At 70.5% G+C, this 20,496-nt stretch carries 23 protein-coding genes and 1 rRNA gene; 13 read left to right on the top strand and 11 right to left on the bottom strand.

Annotated elements, in window-relative coordinates; genetic code table 11:
- The first annotated feature begins 14 nt into the window (after positions 1–14).
- The 3 genes from rrf to OHB01_RS03860 all read left to right on the top strand — a co-directional run bounded on the left by rrf (position 15) and on the right by OHB01_RS03860 (position 2,428).
- Positions 15–131: ribosomal RNA gene (gene rrf / locus OHB01_RS03870) — 5S ribosomal RNA — on the top strand.
- Positions 132–730: 599 nt separating this feature from the next.
- A complete protein-coding gene (locus tag OHB01_RS03865; protein ID WP_328709233.1) occupies positions 731–1,594 on the top strand; it encodes a phosphotransferase family protein in 864 nt (287 codons plus the stop codon).
- 75 nt (positions 1,595–1,669) lie between these two features.
- A complete protein-coding gene (locus tag OHB01_RS03860; protein ID WP_328854936.1) occupies positions 1,670–2,428 on the top strand; it encodes an aminoglycoside phosphotransferase family protein in 759 nt (252 codons plus the stop codon).
- Positions 2,429–2,531: 103 nt separating this feature from the next.
- Here OHB01_RS03860 and OHB01_RS03855 read toward each other — a convergent pair whose 3' ends face one another.
- The 5 genes from OHB01_RS03855 to pstS are packed head-to-tail and all read right to left on the bottom strand — an operon-like array spanning position 2,532 to position 7,033.
- Entirely contained in the window at positions 2,532–3,236 is a 705-nt protein-coding gene (locus OHB01_RS03855; RefSeq protein ID WP_260617496.1) for a response regulator transcription factor, read from the bottom strand.
- A gap of 36 nt (positions 3,237–3,272) precedes the next feature.
- Positions 3,273–4,049 carry a phosphate ABC transporter ATP-binding protein PstB gene (pstB, locus tag OHB01_RS03850; RefSeq protein ID WP_142651231.1) on the bottom strand — a complete coding sequence of 259 codons (777 nt, stop codon included), beginning with the start codon at positions 4,047–4,049 and terminating at the stop codon, positions 3,273–3,275.
- Between the two features lie 3 nt (positions 4,050–4,052).
- On the bottom strand, positions 4,053–4,940 hold the full coding sequence (gene pstA, locus OHB01_RS03845) for a phosphate ABC transporter permease PstA (RefSeq protein ID WP_142651232.1): 888 nt from the start codon (positions 4,938–4,940) through the stop codon (positions 4,053–4,055).
- Positions 4,937–5,917 (bottom strand): phosphate ABC transporter permease subunit PstC, encoded by a 981-nt coding sequence (gene pstC, locus OHB01_RS03840; RefSeq protein WP_328709234.1) that lies wholly within the window; start codon positions 5,915–5,917, stop codon positions 4,937–4,939. Before pstC ends, pstA begins: the two co-directional genes overlap by 4 nt.
- Positions 5,918–5,920: 3 nt before the next feature.
- The gene (gene pstS, locus OHB01_RS03835; RefSeq protein ID WP_221890007.1) at positions 5,921–7,033 is read right to left on the bottom strand and encodes a phosphate ABC transporter substrate-binding protein PstS; all 1,113 of its coding nucleotides are present in this window, start codon (positions 7,031–7,033) and stop codon (positions 5,921–5,923) included.
- A 163-nt stretch (positions 7,034–7,196) separates the two neighbouring features.
- On the opposite strand from pstS, the gene OHB01_RS03830 reads away from it, so the two are divergent.
- The gene (locus OHB01_RS03830) at positions 7,197–7,655 is read left to right on the top strand and encodes a low molecular weight protein-tyrosine-phosphatase (RefSeq protein ID WP_142651235.1); all 459 of its coding nucleotides are present in this window, start codon (positions 7,197–7,199) and stop codon (positions 7,653–7,655) included.
- Positions 7,642–8,448, top strand: coding sequence for a fructosamine kinase family protein (locus OHB01_RS03825; RefSeq protein WP_328854934.1), 807 nt, complete (start codon positions 7,642–7,644; stop codon positions 8,446–8,448). The genes OHB01_RS03830 and OHB01_RS03825 overlap by 14 nt, the downstream gene beginning before the upstream one ends.
- Before the next feature lie 18 nt (positions 8,449–8,466).
- Here OHB01_RS03825 and OHB01_RS03820 read toward each other — a convergent pair whose 3' ends face one another.
- Both OHB01_RS03820 and hisN read right to left on the bottom strand, forming a co-directional pair.
- On the bottom strand, positions 8,467–9,210 hold the full coding sequence (locus tag OHB01_RS03820; protein ID WP_187280777.1) for an NPCBM/NEW2 domain-containing protein: 744 nt from the start codon (positions 9,208–9,210) through the stop codon (positions 8,467–8,469).
- Positions 9,211–9,478: 268 nt separating this feature from the next.
- A complete protein-coding gene (gene hisN, locus OHB01_RS03815; protein WP_142651238.1) occupies positions 9,479–10,264 on the bottom strand; it encodes a histidinol-phosphatase in 786 nt (261 codons plus the stop codon).
- An 81-nt stretch (positions 10,265–10,345) separates the two neighbouring features.
- On the opposite strand from hisN, the gene OHB01_RS03810 reads away from it, so the two are divergent.
- Positions 10,346–10,789, top strand: a complete 444-nt coding sequence (locus OHB01_RS03810) for a DUF4442 domain-containing protein (protein WP_142651239.1) — start codon at positions 10,346–10,348, stop codon at positions 10,787–10,789.
- Between the two features lie 4 nt (positions 10,790–10,793).
- Here the strand turns inward: OHB01_RS03810 and OHB01_RS03805 are convergent, their stop codons facing one another.
- Positions 10,794–12,152, bottom strand: coding sequence for a PLP-dependent aminotransferase family protein (locus OHB01_RS03805; protein ID WP_328854933.1), 1,359 nt, complete (start codon positions 12,150–12,152; stop codon positions 10,794–10,796).
- A gap of 153 nt (positions 12,153–12,305) precedes the next feature.
- Between OHB01_RS03805 and OHB01_RS03800 the strand changes: the two genes are divergently transcribed.
- A complete protein-coding gene (locus OHB01_RS03800; RefSeq protein ID WP_142651240.1) occupies positions 12,306–12,932 on the top strand; it encodes a LysE family translocator in 627 nt (208 codons plus the stop codon).
- Positions 12,933–12,938: 6 nt separating this feature from the next.
- Here OHB01_RS03800 and rsgA read toward each other — a convergent pair whose 3' ends face one another.
- Positions 12,939–13,970, bottom strand: a complete 1,032-nt coding sequence (gene rsgA / locus OHB01_RS03795) for a ribosome small subunit-dependent GTPase A (protein ID WP_142651241.1) — start codon at positions 13,968–13,970, stop codon at positions 12,939–12,941.
- On the bottom strand, positions 13,967–15,361 hold the full coding sequence (gene aroA, locus OHB01_RS03790) for a 3-phosphoshikimate 1-carboxyvinyltransferase (protein ID WP_328854932.1): 1,395 nt from the start codon (positions 15,359–15,361) through the stop codon (positions 13,967–13,969). Before aroA ends, rsgA begins: the two co-directional genes overlap by 4 nt.
- A gap of 79 nt (positions 15,362–15,440) precedes the next feature.
- Here aroA and OHB01_RS03785 point away from each other — a divergent pair, with 79 nt between their 5' ends.
- Positions 15,441–16,202, top strand: a complete 762-nt coding sequence (locus tag OHB01_RS03785; protein WP_328854931.1) for an SOS response-associated peptidase — start codon at positions 15,441–15,443, stop codon at positions 16,200–16,202.
- A gap of 173 nt (positions 16,203–16,375) precedes the next feature.
- Positions 16,376–16,708, top strand: a complete 333-nt coding sequence (locus tag OHB01_RS03780) for a TraR/DksA family transcriptional regulator (RefSeq protein ID WP_142651244.1) — start codon at positions 16,376–16,378, stop codon at positions 16,706–16,708.
- Between the two features lie 85 nt (positions 16,709–16,793).
- On the opposite strand, the gene OHB01_RS03775 is transcribed toward OHB01_RS03780, so the two are convergent.
- The gene (locus tag OHB01_RS03775; RefSeq protein ID WP_142651245.1) at positions 16,794–17,534 is read right to left on the bottom strand and encodes a class I SAM-dependent methyltransferase; all 741 of its coding nucleotides are present in this window, start codon (positions 17,532–17,534) and stop codon (positions 16,794–16,796) included.
- A gap of 249 nt (positions 17,535–17,783) precedes the next feature.
- Here OHB01_RS03775 and OHB01_RS03770 point away from each other — a divergent pair, with 249 nt between their 5' ends.
- The 4 genes from OHB01_RS03770 to OHB01_RS03755 all read left to right on the top strand — a co-directional run bounded on the left by OHB01_RS03770 (position 17,784) and on the right by OHB01_RS03755 (position 20,373).
- Positions 17,784–18,425, top strand: coding sequence for a sigma-70 family RNA polymerase sigma factor (locus OHB01_RS03770; RefSeq protein ID WP_079316278.1), 642 nt, complete (start codon positions 17,784–17,786; stop codon positions 18,423–18,425).
- Positions 18,422–18,688 (top strand): mycothiol system anti-sigma-R factor, encoded by a 267-nt coding sequence (gene rsrA, locus OHB01_RS03765; protein ID WP_142651246.1) that lies wholly within the window; start codon positions 18,422–18,424, stop codon positions 18,686–18,688. The genes OHB01_RS03770 and rsrA overlap by 4 nt, the downstream gene beginning before the upstream one ends.
- A gap of 169 nt (positions 18,689–18,857) precedes the next feature.
- Positions 18,858–19,775, top strand: a complete 918-nt coding sequence (locus OHB01_RS03760; RefSeq protein ID WP_142651247.1) for an NAD-dependent epimerase/dehydratase family protein — start codon at positions 18,858–18,860, stop codon at positions 19,773–19,775.
- Positions 19,776–19,833: 58 nt separating this feature from the next.
- Positions 19,834–20,373 (top strand): hypothetical protein, encoded by a 540-nt coding sequence (locus tag OHB01_RS03755; RefSeq protein ID WP_328854930.1) that lies wholly within the window; start codon positions 19,834–19,836, stop codon positions 20,371–20,373.
- Positions 20,374–20,496 lie beyond the last annotated feature (123 nt).

Raw genomic sequence — 20,496 nt, 5'->3', positions numbered from 1 at the left:
GTGTTTCGTGGGGTTACGGCGGTCATAGCGGCAGGGAAACACCCGGTTACATTCCGAACCCGGAAGTTAAGCCTGTCAGCGCCGATGGTACTGCACCGGGGACGGTGTGGGAGAGTAGGACACCGCCGGACAATCTTTGATATGTGGTTGGGCCATCCCTTGTGGGGTGGCCCTTCCGCATTTTCGGGCACCTTTCTTTTTCGCGGGTTTGTTTCCGGGGTTGTTCCTGGGGTGTGTTCCCCGGCGGGTTGCTGGGTGTTGGTTTCCGCTGCCTGTTCCTGCGTGTGGGCGGTGGGTGTGGGTGTGGTGGGTGGTGTGGTGGCCCCGGCCGGGTATGGCCGGGGCTTTCGCATTTCGCATGTCCAGGGTGTGTTGGCCGGCCGGGGCGCGAGCGGGAGTGGGGGAGGAGCGGAGCGGGCGGGAGTGAGGACCGCAGCGAAGGCCCAGCGGAGCGGGCTTCGCGAGGACCGGAGCTTCCGGCCGGCGCAGTGACGTCCCAAGTGACCGGTCCGGCACCCGTCCCAAGTCCACGTGGCGTCCCAAGTCCACGTGGCGTCCCAAGTCCATGTGGCCTCCCAAGTCCACGTGGCGTCCGAAGTCCACGTGGCCTCCCAAGCCCACGTGACGTCCGAAGTCCACGCGGCGTCCGATATCCACGTGATCTCTCGATTCCTCCCGTTCGCACCCCAACCGCCCTCGACCCAACGGCATCTCGGTTAGGGTCCCGGAGGTGACCGAGCACATCATCCGGCTGCTGAACCGCCATCTGTCCGGCTACGAGGTCAGAACCGTCGAACGACTGGGCGAGGGACAGGACAACGCGGTGTACGAGGTCAATGGTGAGCTGGTCATACGACAGAGCAAGGCCGAGGCTCCCGATGAACGCCGTGAGGCGGTCGAGCGGGAAGCGGCGTTGCTCATGGTCGTGAGCGACCTGTCGCCGCTGCCGGTGCCGCGGCCGATGTTCGTGGACGAGGAGGCAGGCGTATTCGCGTATCGCAAGTTGCCCGGCCGTCCGCTGAACTTTCACCCGGTCAAAGAGCCCGCGTGTCTTGCGGCTCCGCTGGGCGACTTCCTGAGCCGGCTCCACACGGCACCGGTGGAGCGGATGGAGGCGTTCGTGCCGCGGGACATCTATCCGCTGAGCGAGCTCCGGGAGGAGGCCGAAGGGCACTACCGGGACATCGTCGCCCAGGTGCCGCCGACCGCCCGGCGGCAGATCGAGAAGTTCCTCGCCGCCGAGTCGCCCCCGGACCCGGACCAGGAGACCTTGACGTTCTGCCACAACGACCTGGGCAGCGAGCACCTGCTGGTGGACGTGGAGGCGAGCGCCCTGACGGGCGTCATCGACTGGACGGACGCGGCCATCGCCGATCCCGCGTACGACCTGGCGCTGGTCTTCCGGGACCTCGGACCCGAGATCTACGAGCGGACGCTGGCGCACTACGAGGGCAGCCACGACGACACGGGCCACGAGCGGGCCGTCTTCTACGCCCGGTGCGCGCTGCTGGAGGACATCGCGTACGGCCTGCGCACGGGCATCAGACCGTATGCGGACGCCGGTCTGGCCCACCTCGGCCATACCTTCGCCTGAGGGCTCCTGACACCGCGCGATCGCACGGGATCGACCCGGTGACGTCGACGATCACCCCCGGGATACTGGTCGCTGATGGATGAGGTCAACGATGCGGTCAAAGTGGTCGTCGCCCATTCCGAGCGCGCGACGCTGCGCGTCGGTGACGTGTTCCTGAAGGTGGACGCCGATCGGGCGCGCATCGACGCCGAGGTCGAGGCGATGGCCCTGGTGCCGGTCCCGACCCCGGAGGTCCTGTGGCACAAGCCGCCGGTGCTCGCGCTCGCCGCGGTCCCGGGGACGGCGCTCGGCCGCCTCGGTGAGCCGTCGACCGCGTCCCCGGCGGCGTGGGCCGCGGCGGGCGCCGCCGTACGGAGGTTGCATGACGCGCCGTTGCCGCCCAGGGTCGGCCGGGCGGGCCGGGGCTCCGACGAGCTGGCGGCCGATCTCGACGTCGAGTGCGGGTGGCTCGTGATGAACGGCGTCCTGCCCGCCGACCTGGTCGCCCGCAACCGCGAGGTCGCCGAGGCCGCCTTCCGGCCGTGGACACCGGTTTTCACGCACGGCGACCTACAGGTGGATCACGTGTTCGTCGACGGCGACGGGATCGCGGGCATCATCGACTGGTCCGAGGCGGGCCAGGGTGATGCCCTGTACGACCTGGCCACCTTGACGCTCGGACACGAGGAGCATCTCGGCGAGGTCGTCGCCGGCTACGGCACTGACGTCGACCTGGACGTGATCCGCGCGTGGTGGTCGCTGCGAAGCCTGTCGAATATTCGCTGGCTGGTCGAGCACGGCTTCGACCCGTTCGCGCCGGGCTGTGAGGTCGACGCGCTGAGATCCCGGATGTGAGCGCCGACCGGACGGCTTTTGGCACGGCCCGGCGGACCCCTTTCCCGGCAGCCACCCCTCCCCCGCGATCGTCCCTTCCCGGCGGCCGCCTGCCCCGGTGAGGTCAGCCGCTGACCAGCCGGTATCCGACTCCTCGGACGGTCTGGATCATCGTGTCGTCCACGTCGCCCAGCCGCGCGCGCAGGCGTTTGACGTGGACGGCGATGGTGTTGGTGGAGGTCCCGTCGGACGAGTGCCAGACGTGGCGCATGATCTGCTCGCGGGTGACCGTCCTGTCGGCGTTGCGCATCAGATAGTGCAGCAGCTCGAACTCGCGCAGTGGCAAGTGCACGACGCGGCCGCCGACCTTCACCTGATAGGCCGTCACGTCGAGCTCCACGTCGCCGATCGTCAGCACGGTGCGGTGGCCGTCCTGCCGGCGGAAGGCCGCCTGGACGAGCGGGAGCAGCTCGGGCACGCGGTATGGCCGGGCCACGCAGGCCGTCGCGCCCGCCTCCAGGGCCTGCAGTGCCTGCTCGGCGTCGCTCCCGAAGTCGATGCCGAGCAGGACGGGCACGGCGCGCATGAGCCGTACGGCTCGGACGAACTCGACGGGGCCGACGATGGGAAGGGAGGCGGAGACCAGCACGGCGTCGGGCCGGAGCGCACCGGCCTGCAACAGCGCCTGGGCGCCGTCCGGCACGCCGGTGACGTCGACGCCCTCGGCCTGCATCGCCGCCGAGAGCTGCCGCACCAGACCCGCGTCCGGATCGGCCACCAGGAGCATGGGCGCCGTCCGAGTGTCCCCCTCCACTGCGGGTGCCGTCACCCAGGTCCCTCCAATGCTGTCAGCCTGAAGCGGTCGTCAGCCGAAGCGGCCCGTGATGTAGTCCTCGGTCGCCTTCTCGGCCGGGTTGGTGAAGATCTTCGAGGTCTCGTCCATCTCGACGAGCTTGCCGGGCTGCCCCTGCGCGGCCAGATTGAAGAACGCGGTCTTGTCGCTGACGCGGGCGGCCTGCTGCATGTTGTGCGTCACGATCACGATCGTGTAGTCCTGCTTGAGCTGGGAGATCAGGTCCTCGATCGCCAGCGTCGAGATGGGGTCGAGCGCGGAGCACGGCTCGTCCATGAGCAGCACCTGCGGGCGTACGGCGATCGCGCGGGCGATGCACAGCCGCTGCTGCTGGCCGCCGGACAGGCCCGCGCCCGGCTTGTTCAGCCGGTCCTTGACCTCGTTCCAGAGGTTGGCGCCCTTGAGCGACTCCTCGACGATGCCCTCCAGCTCGGACCGCGAATAGCGGCCGTTGAGCCGCAGGCCCGCCGCCACGTTGTCGAAGATGGACATCGTGGGGAAGGGGTTCGGCCGCTGGAACACCATGCCGATGGTGCGGCGGACCGACACCGGGTCGACGTCCGCGCCGTACAGGTCCTGCTCCTCCAGGCGCACCTTGCCCTCGACCCGGGCGCCGGGGATGACCTCGTGCATCCGGTTGAGGGTCCGCAGGAACGTCGACTTGCCGCAGCCGGAGGGGCCGATGAAGGCCGTCACCGACCGCGGCTCGATCGTCATCGAGATGCCTTCGATCGCCTTGTGCGAGCCGTAGTACGCGTCGAGTCCCGCGACTTCGATCTGCTTGGCCATTCCTTACCTCCTCCTCGCGGGCGAACGCCACCAGGTGATGAGGCGTGCGACCAGGTTGAGCAGCATGACGATCAGGATCAGCGTGAGCGCGCCGGTCCAGGCCCGGTTGATCGCGGTGTCCGTCGGACGGCCGGCCTGATCGAAGACGTACAGCGGAAGCCCCATCTGGGGACCGTCGAACGGGTCGACGTTGATGGAGTCGGTGATGAACACGGTCAGCAGCAGCGGCGCGGTCTCGCCGGCGACGCGGGCCACGGCCAGCATGACGCCGGTCACGATCCCGGTGAAGGCCGTGGGCAGCACGACCTTGACGATGGTGCGCCACTTGGGCACGCCCAGCGCGTACGACGCCTCGCGCAGCTCCCGGGGGACCAGGCGGAGCATCTCCTCGGCCGACCTGACCACGACCGGCATCATCAGGATCGACAGGGCGAGCGCGCCGGCGAAGCCGGAGAACGGCATGCCGAGCACGAGGATCCAGAAGGCCAGGACGAAGAGTCCGGAAACGACGGAAGGGACGCCGGTCATGACGTCCACGAAGAAGCTGATCGTGCGCGAGAGCCGTCCGCCTTCGCCGTACTCGACGAGGTAGACGGCGGTGAGCAGGCCGATCGGGACCGCGATGAGCGAGGCCAGCAGGACCTGTTCGAGGGTGCCGACGATGGCGTGGTAGGCGCCGCCGCCCGCGTCGCGCGCCCCGATGTTGCGCATGGAGTGGGTGAGGAACTCCAGGTCGAAGCGGCCGATGCCGTTCTTGACGACGAGCCACAGCACCGACAGCAGCGGGATGACCGCGAGCGCGAACGCCAGGTAGACGAGCACCTGGACGAGGCGGTCCTTGGCCCGCCGGGCCGCGGAGATGGGCTGGATTCCGGTCTGTACGGTTGTCACGCTGCGGCCCTCGCGTACTCCTTGCGGCGGGCGATGACGAATCGGGCGGCCATGTTCACCAGCAGGGTGATGAGGAACAGGACGAGACCCGAGGCGATCAGCGCGCCGCGACCCACTTCGGTCGCCTCGCCGAAGCCGTTGGCGATGTTGGCGGCGATGCTGTTGCCGGTCGGGCCGAGGATCTGGAACGAGATCTTGAACGTGGCGGGGAAGATGAGCGCGACCGCGATCGTCTCGCCCATCGCGCGGCCGAGGCCGAGCATGGCGGCGCTGATGACGCCGGGCCGGCCGAACGGCAGGACCGACATCCTGATCATCTCCCAGCGCGTCGCGCCGAGCGCGAGCGCCGCCTCTTCCTGCATCTTGGGGGCCTGCAGGAAGACCTCGCGGGAGATCGCGGCGATGATCGGCAGGATCATGATCGCGAGTACGAGCGACGCCGTGAGCATGCTCTTGCCGACCGCGGTGTCACCGCCGAAGAGCGGGAACCAGCCGAGGTAGTCGTTGAGGAACTTCGACGGGCCGAGCATGAACGGCACGAGGAAGGTGACGCCCCACAGGCCGTACACCACGCTGGGGACCGCCGCGAGGAGGTCCACCACGTAGCCCAGGACGGAGGCGAGCCGCCGCGGCGCGTAGTGCGAGATGAACAACGCGACGCCCACCGCCACCGGGGTGGCGATGAGCAGCGCGAGCAGCGAGCTCAGCACGGTGCCGAAGGCGAGCGCTCCGATGCCGAAGACGGGCTGGGTGGCGTTCGGCTGCCAGGTCAGCTCGGTGAGGAAGTGGGACGTGTTCGCCTGAAGGGCGGGGACGGCCTTGACGACCAGGAACACCCCGATCGCGGCCATGATCGCCAGAAGGACGATCCCGGCCCCGGTCGAGGCGAAGCGGAACGGACCGTCACCGCGGCTGCGCCGGAAGGCGGACCGGCGCATGGCCGGCCCGCTCTTCCTGCTTCTGGTTGATGTCGCCATCTGTTAGGAGATCGCCTCGACAGCGGTGCGGACCTTCGTGAGCAGGCTCGACGGCAGCGGGGCGTAGCCGAGGCCGGTCAGCGCCTGCTGGCCCTCGTCGCTGGAGGTGTAGGTGAGGAACGACTTGACCAGCGTCGCGTCCTCGGCCGACAGGCCCTTCTCGCAGGTGATCTCGTACGTCACGAGGACGATCGGGTAGGCGCCCGCGGCCTTGGTGGCGTAGTCGATCTTGAGTTTGAGGTCGTTGCCGGTGCCCGCGATCTCGGCGGCCTCGACGGTCTTGCCCGCGCTCTCCGGCGTGAGCTCGACGTACTCGCCGGCGCCGTTGGCGACCTTGGCCTTCTGCAGCTGCGAGTTCTCGGCGAAGGACAGCTCGACGTAGCTGATCGCGCCCTCGGTGCTCTTGATGCTGGACGCGATGCCGTCCGAGCCCTTGGCGCCCTGGCCCTGCGCCTCGGCCGGCCACGCCTTGGCCGGCTCGTACGGCCAGCCGGCGTCGGCGGTGGCCTTCAGGAACTTGGTGAAGTTGTCGCTGGTGCCGGACTCGTCCGAGCGGTGGAACGCCTGGATCGGGGTCGAGGGCAGCTGGGCGTCGGGGTTGTCGGCCTTGATGGCCGGGTCGTCCCACTTGGTGATCTTGCTGTTGAAGATGCCGGCGATGGTCTTCGGCGAGAGCTGGAGACCGTCCACGCCCGGCAGGTTGTAAACGACGGCCACCGGGCCGGTCACCATCGGCAGGTTGATCGCCTTGCCGGTCTTGCAGCGGGCGTCGGCCTGGGCGGGCTCGCCCTTCTCGTCGTTCAGGGCCGAGTCGGAGCCGGCGAAGGCCACCGTGCCCTGGATGAACGCCTGGACACCGGCGCCGGAGCCGCTCGGGTTGTAGTTGATGCTGACGCCGGGGTTCGACGACTGGAAGTTCTTCTTCCACTCCGCGATGGCGTTCGCCTGGGCCGAGGAACCGGCGGCGTTGATGGTGCCCTTCAGCGTGTCGTCGCCCTGCGCGGCGGCGGCGCTGGAGGTGCCCCCCGCGGTGCTCGTGTTGTCATCGGTCCCGCATGCGGCGAGCGAGAGCACGCCGACGATAGTGGCGGCGGCGAGCCGGCCTGCATACTTCACGGTCTTCCTCCCCATGTCTTCTCAACACGAGGGACGGTAGGGAGCCAAGGTGACTTAAACCCCTGGTAAAGGTGAACGGGCAGTGAACGCCCCCGGTCGCTCTTGTGCGGCCTCGGAAGAGATAACGAGCAGGTCACGGGCGTTATGGGAGAGGATGGAGTTCATGAAGCGTGTATGTCTGGTCTGCATGGGGAACATCTGCCGATCGCCGATGGCCGAGGTCGTGCTGCGCCGTACGCTGGCCGAACGCGGGCTCGACGCGGAGGTGGACAGCGCCGGCACCGGCGGCTGGCACGCCGGGGAGCCCATGGACGAGCGGGCTCTGGCCACGCTGGCCGACCACGGCTATGACGGCTCGTCCCACCGGGCCCGCCAGTTCGACCGGGCGTGGTTCGCCGAGCGTGACCTGATCCTCGTGATGGACCACGACAACCTGCGTGCCCTGCGGCGGATCGCCCCGCCGGATGCCGACATCCGGCTGCTGCGGTCGTTCGACCCGGCCGCCCCCGAGGGCGCCGAGGTGCCCGACCCCTACTACGGCGGACGCGAGGGCTTCGTCGAGGTGCTGCGGATGGTCGAGGCCGCCTGCGAGGGGGTGGCGAAGCACCTTGAGGATCACTAGGGATCTCGGCGGCGGCCACGCCTGGACGCTGCACGAGGGCGTGCTCGACGACGGCCGCAGGGTGTTCGTCAAAAGAAGCCCGGACGCGTCCGCCGTTCTCGGCAGCGAGGCGGCGGGGCTGCACTGGCTGGCCGAGCCGGGAGCGGTCGTCGTCCCCGAGGTGATCGCCGCGGACGGCGGCACGCTGGTGCTGGAGTGGATCGACACCGCTCCCGCGACGGCCGGGGCCGCCGAACGATTCGGGCGTGAGCTGGCCGCCCTGCACGCCGCCGGGGCGGACGGCTTCGGCGCCCCCTGGCCCGGCTACATCGCCGAGCTGCCGATGGGCAACGAGCCCGCGCCCGACTGGCCGTCGTTCTACGTCTCGCGCCGCGTGCTCCCGTTCGTACGGCTCGCGCGCGACCGGGGCGCGCTGTCGGCCGCGGACGTGGAGCTGGTCGAGGAGGCGTGCGAGCGAGTGGCGGAGATCGCCGGGCCGGCCGAGCCGCCGAGCCGGATCCACGGCGACCTGTGGAGCGGAAACCTGCTGTGGTCGGCGGACGGGGTCGTGCTGGTCGACCCGGCCGCCCATGGTGGCCACCGGGAGACCGACCTCGCGATGCTGGCGTTGTTCGGGGCGCCGCACCTAAACACGATCCTCGCCGCCTATCGCGAGGCGGCGCCGCTATCGGACGGGTGGCGTGAGCGGGTGCCCCTGCATCAGCTCCACCCGCTCGCCGTCCACGTCTGCCTGTTCGGAGAGGCGTACCGCGGCAGCCTCCTCACCGCCGCGGGTGACGTCCTCGCGCTGTGACAGCCATAGGGGATTTTTTCAGCCGAAGGCGGGATTTATCCATGCGGACCGGAAAAAGTTGGAGCCGGAGACGCCGCTGCTCTTGACGACCGTCATCTTGAGGCGGATTCGCGGCACTCCCGAGACCCGGGCGGTGATGCTCGCCGCGTTCGTATACGTCGCCACCTGTTGGGCGAGCAGGTTGTCGGAAAGGTCGACGACGGAGAACCGTACCCTCGCGGACGTGTTGGGCGACGCCCGGTCGATTCCTGCTTTCGCGGTGAACGTGGTCGCGTTCTGCGGCACCACGTAATCGATATATCCGGTCACGGCGCCTGATTTTTCGACGCGGCACGTTATGGCGTTGAACTGCTCGTCCGAGCCCGCGAGGGCGACCGAGCGGTCGAGCCAGTCGTTGGTGAACCCTCCGGGCGGGCCGCAGCCCTCGACGTCGACGGCGTCCGGCCGGGCCAGGGACGTCGCGGCGTTCGCTCCTGTGGCGACGTCCGTGGCGTTCACCTGCGAGGAAGGGGGCGGCGGGCTGACAGTGACCGTGGCGGTGACCGTCGCCGTGGCCGTGTGGGTCACCGCGATCCTGTCGCCGACGACGTCCCGCACTGTGTCGGGGGAGGTGATGACGGCGACCGCCACCGCCGACCCGGCGGTGATGAGCGTGCCGGCGAAGGTCAGGATGCCGCTGATCCACGCTATTTTCCGGGCGTTCGTCCGCTCCTTGTCGCCCTGGTCGTCCTGCGCTTTTCTGGGCTTGGCTGGTGCGCTCATCGTCGGTGTTCCGGCTCTATCCATTCGTGGGCTGGGAAAGGCCGCTTACGCGTCCGGTATTTCGACGCCATCCACGAGAAGCCGGTTGGCCGTACGGGTGTCACAAGAGGAACACGAATTCGCGCCGAGCCGGCCGGAATTCACCACCGTTTACATTGAAATATCCTGTTATAAAGGCATTTTTTTTGGGCAGTCCCGCCGGAACTGACATGGCGACGGCGGAACTGCCCAAAGAGGTGCGAAAGGATCCGGCAGGCCGGGAAACGGCTCAGCGGGGGGACAGGCGCTTGAGGACCTCGCCGTGGAGCAGGCCGTTGGTGCAGACGAGGTTGCCGCCGTCGAGGGGCGGGGAGCCGTCGAGCGAGGTGCAGGAGCCGCCGGCCTCCTCGACGATGATCGTGAGAGCGGCCATGTCCCAGGGGGACAGCTCGGGCTCGGCGGAGATGTCCACCGAGCCCTCGGCGACCATCATGTGCGACCAGAAGTCGCCGTAGCCACGTGTGCGCCAGCACTCCCTCGTGAGGTCGAGGAACGGGTCGAGCCGCCCGGCCTTCTCCCATTCCTCCAGGTCGGAGAAGGAGAAGGAGGCGTCGTCGAGGCGGCCGACCGAGGACACCTCGCAGCGGGTGGCCTTGCTCAGGCTCCGTCCGGTCCACGCGCCGCTCTCCTTGGCGGCCCACCAGCGGCGGCCGAGCGCCGGGGCCGAGACCACGCCCACGACGACCTTGCCATGCTCCATCAGCGCGATCAGCGTGGCCCACACGGGCACTCCGCGTACGTAGTTCTTCGTGCCGTCGATCGGATCGATGATCCAGGAGCGCATGCCATATCCGGTCATCCCGAACTCCTCGCCCACGACGGCGTCGCGGGGCCTGGCACGGCGCAGCGTGCCGCGGATCGCCTCTTCCACGGCCCGGTCGGCGTCGCTGACCGGGGTGAGGTCGGGCTTGGTGTCGACCTTGAGGTCCACGGCCTTGAAACGGCGCATCGTGATGTCGTCGGCGGCGTCCGCCAGCAGATGCGCGAGGTGCAGGTCGTCGCGGTACTCCGTCACAGGGCCAACGTATCGTGCCGCGACCTGCTGACATCAGAGGAAGAATCACTCCGAACCGTACCAACGAGTAACATCCCGGCCATGGACATCGGCGCCTTCATGCTCGACAGCGTTCCGTTCGCGCGGCTGCTCGGCATCACGTTCGACTCGATCGGCTCCGGCACGGCGGTCGCCCGCCTGGCCGACCGGGGAGACCTGCACAACCACGTGGGCGGCCCGCACGCAGGCGCCCTGTTCACGCTGGCCGAGTCCGCCTCGGGCGCGGCCATGCTGTCGGTCTTCGGCGACCAGCTCTCCCGGGCCGTGCCGCTGGCGACCGAGGCGAGGATCGGCTATCGCAAGCTCGCGATGGGCGAGGTCACCGCCGCCGCCACCCTCCGGGCCGAGCGGGAGGCGGTCGTCGCCCGGCTGGACGCGGGGGAGCGGCCCGAGTTCGAGGTGGCCGTCGAGATCCGCAACGCCGACGACGTCGTCGTGGCGGAGACGACCGTCTCCTGGACCCTGCGCCCCAACCGCACGGCCTGATCCCTCACTCGGCCAGCAGGTCGTCCGGCGCGGACCGGGCGATCCCGGCGAGCGTGCCCAGGGCGCGTGCCAGCGTCTCGGCCGGGGGCGAGGCCAGGCCGAGCCGTACGGCGTTGGGGGTGCGGTTGTCGCCGACGGCGAAGGCCGCCGCCGGTGTGACGGCGATGCCGTGCCGGGCGGCGGCGGCCACGAACGTGTCGGCCCGCCACGGCGGCGGAAGCTCCCACCAGCAGAAGTAGGACCGCGGATCCCCCCGGACGGCGAACTCGCCCAGGTGGCGCATCGCGATCTCCTGGCGGGCCTCGGCGTCCCGCCGTTTGCCCCGGCTCAGCGATTCCAGGATGCCGTCACCGGCGAGCCGCACCGCCGCCTCCAGCGCGAACCGCGGCGGCGCGGAGCCTCCCGAATGCAGCGCCGCGGTCATGGCGGGCATGACGGTCTCGGGCACGACGGCGAATCCGATGGTCAGCCCGGGCGCGAGTCGTTTGGAGAGGCTGTCGACGAGGATCGTGCGCTCGGGCGCGACTGCGGCCAGCGGGAGCGGCTCGTCCCGGAGGAACGACCAGATGCCGTCCTCGATCGCGGGCACGTCCAGCCGCGCGAGCACGCCCGCGAGCTCGGCGCGGCGCCCGACCGGCATGGTGAACGACAAGGGGTTGTGCAGCGTGGGCTGGAGGTAGACCGCGCGGAGCGGGGCCTTGCGGGCGGCGGCCTCCACCGCCTCGGGCACCAGGCCCGCCTCGTCGACCGGCAGGGGCGCGAGGGTGACCCCGAGCCGGGCGGCGATCGTCTTCACGACCGGGTAGGTGAGCTCCTCGACGCCCAGCCGCGCACCCGGCGGGACCAGCGCGGCGATGACGGCCGCGATCGCCTGGCGGCCGTTGCCGGCGAAGAGCACCCGCGCCGGGTCGGGTCGCCAGCCGGCCCGGGCGAGCAGGCCGGCGACGGCCTCGCGGGCGTGGGGAGTGCCCGCCGCGCCCACCGGCCGCATGGACTCCTCCAGCACGTCGGGGCGCAGGAGTGGCCTGATGCCGTCAGCGAGCAGGCGGGCCTGCTCGGGGATGACGGAATGGTTGAGTTCGAGGTCGATCCTGGTGCCGCTCGGCTCGGCCAGGGCGGTGCCGGGCCGCCGGGCGGAGGCGCGTACGAAGGTGCCGCGGCCGATCTCGCCGACCGTGAGGCCGCGGCGGGTCAGCTCCGCGTAGACGCGTGCCGCCGTGGAGCCGGCGATGCCGCGCCGCCGGGCGTAGTCCCGCTGCGGAGGCAGCCGGTCTCCCGGCCTGAGCCGTCCGGCCGCGATGTCCGCGGCGATCTCGTCGGCCAGCGCACGATAGTCCTCCACCACCGCGTAGTCCTCCACCACCGCCCCCTCTCCTTGCCACGGGATCCAAACACAATATTGCTCCGAGAGCAATATTGAATATTGCACTGACTATTCGGCATGAATTAGCCTGATGAGGCCGTCCGGACCGGCACGAAGAGGAGCTGAGAGGACCTGAAAGGAAAGGGCGGCGTCGTGGTCGAATCGCACGCGGTGCTGGGCGTCGTGTCCGTGGCGCTCGGAATGGTGCTTTCTCCGGGCCCGAACATGATGTATCTCGTGTCGCGGAGCATCAGCCAGGGGCGCCGCGCCGGGGTGATTTCACTGAGCGGAGTGGTCGCGGGATTCCTCGTCTATCTGACGGCGACGAATCTCGGCCTGGCCGCGCTGTTCGTCGCGGCCCCGCAGCTTCTCACGGCGATACGGCTGGCCGGAGCGGCCTACCTGATGTGGCTGGCGTGGAAGACGATCAGGCCCGGCGGCGCCTCGGTGTTCACCGTGCGCGACGTGCCGCACGACCCGCCGCCGCGGCTTTTCGCCATGGGACTGATGACGAACCTGCTCAATCCGAAGATCGCCATTCTGTACATCTCCGTGATTCCGCAGTTCGTCGATATCCGGGCGGGGAACGTGCTGGCTCAGGGCGTCGTTCTCGGCCTTTTCCAGATCGCGGTGGCCGCGACGGTGAACCTTTCGATCGTGCTGGCCGCCGGAAGCGTCGCGGGATTCCTGGGGCACCGGCCTGCGTGGCTGCGCGCCCAGCGGATCGCCATGGGCAGCATGCTCGGAGCACTCGCCGTGATGCTCGCCTTCAGCGCTTAGTCGTCGCTAGTCGTCGTCGGCGGAGCCCTCGCGGCTGGCGAGCAGCCGCCGCAGGGACTCCAGGCGTGCGGGATCCGCGTGCCCCTCCGCGACGTAGCGGTCGAGAGCGCAGTCGTCGTCGCCGAGGTGGGTGCAGCCCTTGGGGCATTCGGTCGTGGCGTCCACCAGGTCGGGGAAGGCGGCGAGCACGGTCTCCACCGAGATGTGGGCGAGCCCGAAGCTGCGCACCCCGGGGGTGTCGATGATCCAGCCGCCTCCCGGCAGCTCCAGGGCGACCGCCGAGGTGGAGGTGTGCCTGCCGCGGCCGGTCACGGCGTTCACGTGGGACACGGCCCGGCGGGCGTGCGGCACCAGCTCGTTGACCAGGGTCGACTTGCCGACCCCGGAGTGGCCGACCAGCACGCTGATCCGGTCGGCGAGCGCCTCGGCCAGGTCGTCGACCGGGCCGCCCTTGCGCACGACCACGTACGGCACGCCGAGGGGCTCGTACATCGCGACGAGGTCGTCGGCGGGGGCCAGATCGGCCTTGGTGAGACAGAGCAGCGGCTCGATGTCGGCGTCGTAGGCCGCGACGAGCATCCGGTCGATCATCCGGGGGCGCGGCGGGGGATCGGCGAGCGCGGTGACGATGACCAGCTGGTCGGCGTTGGCGACGATGGGGCGCTCGATGTCGTCCACGTCGTCGGCGCTGCGGCGCAGCATCGAGGTGCGCTCCTCCACGCGGACGATGCGCGCCAGCGTGTCGGGCTGCCCGGTCACGTCGCCCACCAGCGCCACGCGGTCGCCCACCACGATGCCCTTGCGGCCGAGTTCACGTGCCTTCATGGCCACGACGAGGGTGCGCTCGCCCCGCCGCTTCTTCGGCGTCGTGGCGCGGGGGACGCCCTCGCCGACCAGGCAGGTGTAACGCCCGCGGTCGACGGCCACCACGAAGCCCTCGACGGCCTCGCTGTGGGCAGGCCGGATCCGGGTCCGCGGCCGTGAGCCCTTGCCCGGCCGGACCCTGACGTCGTCCTCGTCGTATTGCCGCTTTCTCAGTGCCCGCGCCCCGATCGCCCGGCAGGCATCGGCCCGCGGTTCATTGCCGTCTCCTCGCCCGGTGCGCCGCCCAGCATCGTGGCCCACATGCGGGGGAACTCGGGCAGTGTCTTGGCCGTCGTCGCGATGTCCTCGACCTCGACGCCCGGCACGACCAGGCCGATGACCGCGCCCGCCGTGGCCATGCGGTGGTCGGCGTAGGAGTGGAAGACGCCGCCGCTCAGCGGCCGGGGGTGGATCTCCAGGCCGTCGTCGGTCTCCCGGGCGTCGCCGCCCAGCCGGTTGATCTCCGTGGCGAGGGCGGTGATCCGGTCGGTCTCGTGCCCCCGGATGTGCGCCACACCGCGGATGCGGGACGGGCCGTCGGCCAGCGCGGCGAGCGCGGCGATCGTGGGGGTGAGCTCGCTGACGTCGTGCAGGTCGGCGTCGATGCCGTGCACCCCGCCCTCGCCGGTGACCCGCAGGCCCTCCGGCACCCGCTCGACCCGTGCGCCCATCTCGGCGAGCAGCCCGCGAAGCGCGTCGCCGCCCTGCGTCGTCTCCTCCGGCCAGTCGGGCACGATGACCGAGCCGCCGGTGACCAGGGCCGCCGCGAGGAAGGGAGCGGCGTTCGACAGGTCGGGCTCGACCGTGACGTCCCTGGCCCGGATCGGGCCGGGCTGCACCCGCCACACGTCGCGCTCGGAGTCGTCCACCTCGACCCCGGCCTGACGCAGCATCTGCACGGTCATCTCGATGTGCGGCATCGACGGGACGGGCGGGCCGTCGTGCCGCACCGTCACGCCCTTCTCGAAGCGCGCGGCGGCCAGCAGCAGGCCGCTGACCATCTGCGAGGAGGACGACGCGTCGAGGGTGACCTCGCCGCCGGGGATCGGCCCGCGGATCGTGAACGGCAGCGCGTCGTTGTCCACCGACGCGCCGAGCGCGCGCAGCGCGCCCAGGATCGGGCCCATCGGCCGCTTGCGCGCGTGCTCGTCGCCGTCGAAGAAGACCGGCCCGTCGGCCAGCGCGGCGACCGGGGGCACGAACCGCATCACGGTCCCGGCCAGCCCGACGTCCACCGATGCCCCGCCGCGTACGGGATGTGGGGTCACCGACCAGTCCACGCTGTCGGCGCTCTCGTTGGACGGCGTCATCTCGGCGCCGAGCGAGCGCAGCGCGGCCGCCATCAGGTCGGCGTCGCGGCTGCGCAGCGCGAGCCGTACGGTGCCGGGGGCGTCGGCCAGCGCGGCGAGCAGCAGCGCCCGGTTTGTCACCGACTTCGAGCCGGGCAGGCGGACCGTCGCACGGACCGGCTCGGCGGCCACCGGAGCGGGCCAGAGCGGCGCGGCGGCGTTCTGGTGGACGGCGTGCGGCTCGGCGCCGCCGGACGCGGACTGCGGAGAGGCCATGCCGCAAGCTTAGTCGCGCACGCTCCTCCGCACTGTCGCGAGAGCGCGGGCGGCCCGCCCGAGTGGCAGTCTTGGGAGCATGTGCGGGAGGTACGCGTCTGCGCGCAAGAAGCAGGAGTTGCTGGAGGAGTTCCAGGTCGAGCTGGACGGGGTGCCCGACCAGGTGCCCGGCGGCGAGCTGCGGCCCGACTACAACGTCGCGCCCACGAAGAACGTGTACGCGGTCATGAGCCGGGTGCCGAAGGACGACGGCGGCAAGCGCCCGGGCGACGAGCCGGTCAGGCAGCTCCGGGTGGTCCGGTGGGGGCTCGTGCCGAGCTGGGCCAAGGACCCGTCCGTGGGCGCGCGGATGATCAACGCCAGGGTGGAGACCGTGGCGGAGAAGCCGTCCTACCGCAGGGCGCTGAAGTCGCGGCGCTGCCTGATCCCGGCGGACGGCTACTACGAGTGGATGCCGCTGGAAGGGAAGAAGAAGCAGCCGTTCTTCATCCACCCCGCCGACGGCGGCGTGCTCGCGATGGCGGGCCTGTACGAGTTCTGGAAGGACCCCACCCGGCCGGACGACGACCCGCTGAAGTGGCTGTGCACCTGCACGGTGATCACCACCACGGCGACGGACAAGCTGGGCCGCATCCACGACCGGATGCCGATGATGGTCGAGCGCGACCGCTGGACGGAGTGGCTCGACCCGCGCGTGACCGACCCCACCGGCCTGCTCGTCCCGGCCGGCCCGGACCGGCTGGAGGCGTACGCCGTCTCCGACGCCGTGAACAGCGTCCGCCACAACGGTCCCGAGCTGATCGAGCCCCTCGAAGGCGACGACGTCCCGCGCCTGTTCTGACGTACGACCCCTACCCGCGCCGGCGGACGGTGGGCAGGTCAGGGGTGTAAGCGGCGCGCGAAGTGGGCATCCGTTCGAGAAAGCGGCCGCACGGAAGGTGATCGGCCGCGGACCTTCCAGGAGACCGGGGGCTCCTGGACGGGTGACTCCCCCACTCCCGGAGGTGCGGATTCGTGGACGTCGCGACCGCGCGTATGCGCCTGGAAAGCATGCTCGCCGAGCTCGACCGGTCGATCAGCGTGCTGCGTGGGGATCCGGCCGCCGGACACGACAGATCGCTCGCCGACGCGGGAGCCGACCTCACCGACGCCGACCGGACCCGGGCCATGCTCGACGCCGCCTCCCGGCAGCGTACGGCCGTGCTGGCCGCGCTGCGCAGGCTGGACGACGGCGGCTACGGCCGCTGCGTCGACTGCGGCACGCTCGTGCCCGAGGGCAGGCTGGAGGCCCGCCCCGAGGCGGCCCGCTGCGTGCAGTGCCAGTCGCGGGCCGAGCGCCGCCGGTGACCGGCCGGCGCCTGCCCGAACACGGCCAGGACAACGCCCGGACGCTCTCCCGGACACCCGCCCGGGCGGGCGTCCGGGCGGGCGTTCACAGGGGCTTGCGGGCGCTGGCCACCAGGTGGATGCCGACGGTGTCGTCGCCGTCGGCCTGGGTCTCCAGCTCGGTGCGGACCAGCCAGGACAGCGACTTGCTCTCGCCGCTCAGCACGTGGTCGACGGTGGAGGGGGACAGCACGGTGCGCGGGCGCACCCACTCCACCTCCAGGCCGGCGCCGGTGATCAGCTCGCGGATCTGCTGGCTGGTGAAGCATCGGGTGATGCTGCCGTCGGGCCAGGGGATGAGCATGACCTCGCCCGTCTGGCACAGGTGCGCCCAGTAGTTCTGCTCGGCCAGGATCGCCATGCCGAGGACCAGTGAGTCGACGCACAGCAGCGCGCGCCCGCCGGGCCGCAGCACCCGGGCCACGTCCTCGATGACGGACTCGGCCATGATCTCGACCGACAGCGCGCGCTCCTCGGCGATCACGCCGTCCACGCTGCCGTCGGGCAGGAAGCCCAGGTTGTCGGCGCGCACCTTCTGTATTCGCTCGGAGGCGTCACGCAACCACGGTTCCGCCGGCCTGCGGAAGTCCATGACCTCGATCACCCGGTGTCCGCCGCGCGCGGCCTGGGCCGGCCACCGCCCCCGTCCGCCGGACAGATCCAGCAGCAGAGACGGACGGCCGGGCAACCACTGGCGCAGCTGTTCGGCGACCACCGCATGATAAAAGGTCCAGTACGGTCCGAGCGTGCCCGAGCCGTTGAGTTCGTTGGCCGGTATAGGCAGCACGAGCGACTCCTGGACTCTGGCTGCCCCGCGCATGGGCGTGCGGCAGCGAAACTCGGTTTCCGGGCTACCAAGCCGGTGCTTACTTTTTTCCCCGCACCGGGTCGTTCGTCACCTCAATCTGCACCGGGAACAGACTCTACGCCCGCCCTGTTGCAGTTGTGCATGAAGACGTTGGTGCTGCCAGAAGGCCTCGACGGGCTCGACGTTGCCGGGCCGGTATCCTCGGCTGGGTACGGTGTCCTGAAGGGGGTGGGTCCGGTCTCCAAGACAGCCGAGGAGACTCTGGAGCAGCGCAGTGAGCGGTTCGAGCGCGACGTCATGCCGTTTCTCGATCAGCTCTACTCGGCCGCGCTCCGGATGACCCGAAACGCAGCGGATGCGGAGGATCTTCTCCAGGAGACCTTCGCCAAGGCGTTCGCCTCCTTCCACCAGTTCCAGGAGGGGACGAACCTCAAGGCCTGGCTCTACCGCATCCTCACCAACACGTTCATCAACAGCTACCGGAAGAAGCAGCGGGAGCCCAAGCAGGCGGGCACCGAGGAGATCGAGGACTGGCAGCTCGCGCGGGCGGAGTCGCACACGTCGAGCGGGCTGAAGTCGGCCGAGATCGAGGCGCTGGAGCACCTTCCCGACAGTGACGTGAAGGACGCTCTCGCCGCGCTCCCCGAGGAGTTCCGCATCGCCGTCTATTTGGCGGACGTCGAGGGCTTCCCGTACAAGGAGATCGCCGACATCATGGGCACGCCCATCGGGACCGTGATGTCGCGCCTTCACCGTGGCCGCCGGCAGCTGCGCAACCAGCTTGAGGACTACGCGCGCGAGCGCGGCCTCGTGCGGTCGGACTCCCGCGGCGCGGGTCTCGGCGGGACGCTTGGCGAGGAGGAGCGATGAGCTGCGGGAAACACCACGACACCCCGTGTAGCGAGGTGCTCGACCGGGTGTACACCTACCTGGACGGTGAGCTGGACAGCGACCGCATCGCCAAGATCAGGCAGCATCTCGACGAGTGCTCTCCCTGCCTGGAGGAGTACGGGCTCGAGGAGGCCGTCAAGCGGCTCGTCGCCAAGCACTGCGGGTGCGACCCCGTCCCGCACGACCTGCGCAGCAAGGTGCTCACCCGGATCGAGCAGGTACGCGCCCAGATGGCGGAGTAGTCCAGGACCGGTCCGGGGCTCGTCCGCCGATTGTGGGAGGCTGAGGCCGCGCGTCTTCGCGCCGTGCCCTGCCGCCGCCGGGCGTGCCTCCACCGTGGGGGCGTGACCGGGCCGTGCCGGGGCAATGCTCGTTAGGATCTTCCGTTACAGCCGGGGGAAGGACGGGGACATGCGGGCACTGGTCACGGGCGGGGCGGGGTTCATCGGTTCCACCCTCGTCGATCGGCTGTTGGCGGACGGCCACGAGGTCGCGGTGGTGGACGACCTGTCGTCCGGCAACGTGCGCAACCCCGACGCCCCCCTGCACGTCATGGACGTGCGCGACCCCGCGCTCGCCGAGCTCGCGGAGCGCTGGCGGCCGGAGGTCGTCTGTCACCTCGCCGCGCAGATCAGCGTGCGCAGGAGCGTGGCCGACCCGGTGACCGACGCCAGGGTCAACATCGAGGGCACGGTGAACGTCCTGGAGGCCGCCCGCCGCGCCGGCGCTCGCAAGATCGTCTACGCCTCCTCCGTCGCCGTCTACGGCAGGCCGGCCGTGATCCCGGTGCCCGGCGACGCCCACACCGATCCCCGCTCGCCGTACGCCGCCTCCAAGCTCGGCGGTGAGCTGTACCTCGCCACCTATCGGGCGCTGTACGGGCTCGAATACACCACGCTCGTGCTGTCGAACGTCTACGGGCCGCGCCAGTCGCCCGAGGGCGAGGCCGGGGTGGTCGCCATCTTCACCGACGCCCTGCTCGCGGGAAAGCCGACGGTCGTGTTCGGCGACGGCTCCCAGACGCGCGACTACGTCTTCGTGGAGGACGTGGTGGACGGCTTCGCCCGCGCCTGCGGGCCCCGGGGCGACGGGCGCCGGGTCAACCTCGGCACCGGCGTCCAGACCACCGACCGCGAGTTGCACCGCCTGATCGCCGCGGCGGCCGGTGCGCCCGACGAGCCGGGCTTCGAGCCGCCTCGCCTGGGCGACCTGCCCGCGATGGCCGTCGATCCCGCTCCGGCGTACGAGGCCCTCGGCTGGCGTCCCCGGCACGACCTGCCCACGGGCCTCAAGGCCACCGTCGAATGGGCCCGCCAGGCGCTCGTCTGACCGGCTTCGGCCACCACCGGCGGTGAACCGGCCGGGCATGACGGGACGTCTGATCCGTATGCGTGTGCGTTCGATCTTCATGGCCGCCGCCCTGTGCGCGGGAGCCGTACTGGCCGGGTGCGCTCCGGAGCCGAAGGCGGTGCCCGACGCGTGCCCGCAGCGCTGGGGCGGGGAGGGCATCGGCGCCTGGGTGCCGGACGCCGTGGACGTGGACGGCGCGGACGAGTCGCTGGTGCCCGGCGCGCCGGTTCGCGCGCTGATCTGCGCCTATCCCGGCGTCAACACCGACCCGGGCGGCGAACGGCTCGGCGGGTCGCGGACGCTGACGGACCAGGCGGCGGTGATGGCCCGCGACCTCGCGTACCTGCCGGTGACCACCGGCAGGGCCGATGGTGTGTGCACGCAGATGGGCGGGCCGATGACGAACTACCTGGTCCGGTTCGCGTACGCCGACGGCTCGGCGCTGTGGGTGGGCAGCGCCGAGGAGGCGAACTCCTGCGTCACGACGACGAACGGCACGGTCCGGACCCGCTCGTACGTCGGGAAGGCCCTGACCACCGCCTACCGGGAGGGCACGTGGCGGATGCGGCGTCCATAGGCTGATGGCCCGGTTGACCCCCTGAAACGGCACCGACATACCGGTGCAATTGCACGCGGTGTGATGGCTTGGTTACGGTTTGGCTGCGATGGTCGCGACATCCCGGAGTGGCGGTCGGCCCTT

It is taken from the genome of Microbispora hainanensis (assembly GCF_036186745.1).
In the GTDB taxonomy this organism is placed as follows: domain Bacteria; phylum Actinomycetota; class Actinomycetes; order Streptosporangiales; family Streptosporangiaceae; genus Microbispora.
The sequence above is the reverse complement of the archived record's forward strand: the minus strand, read 5'-3'. Positions and strand labels throughout refer to the sequence as shown.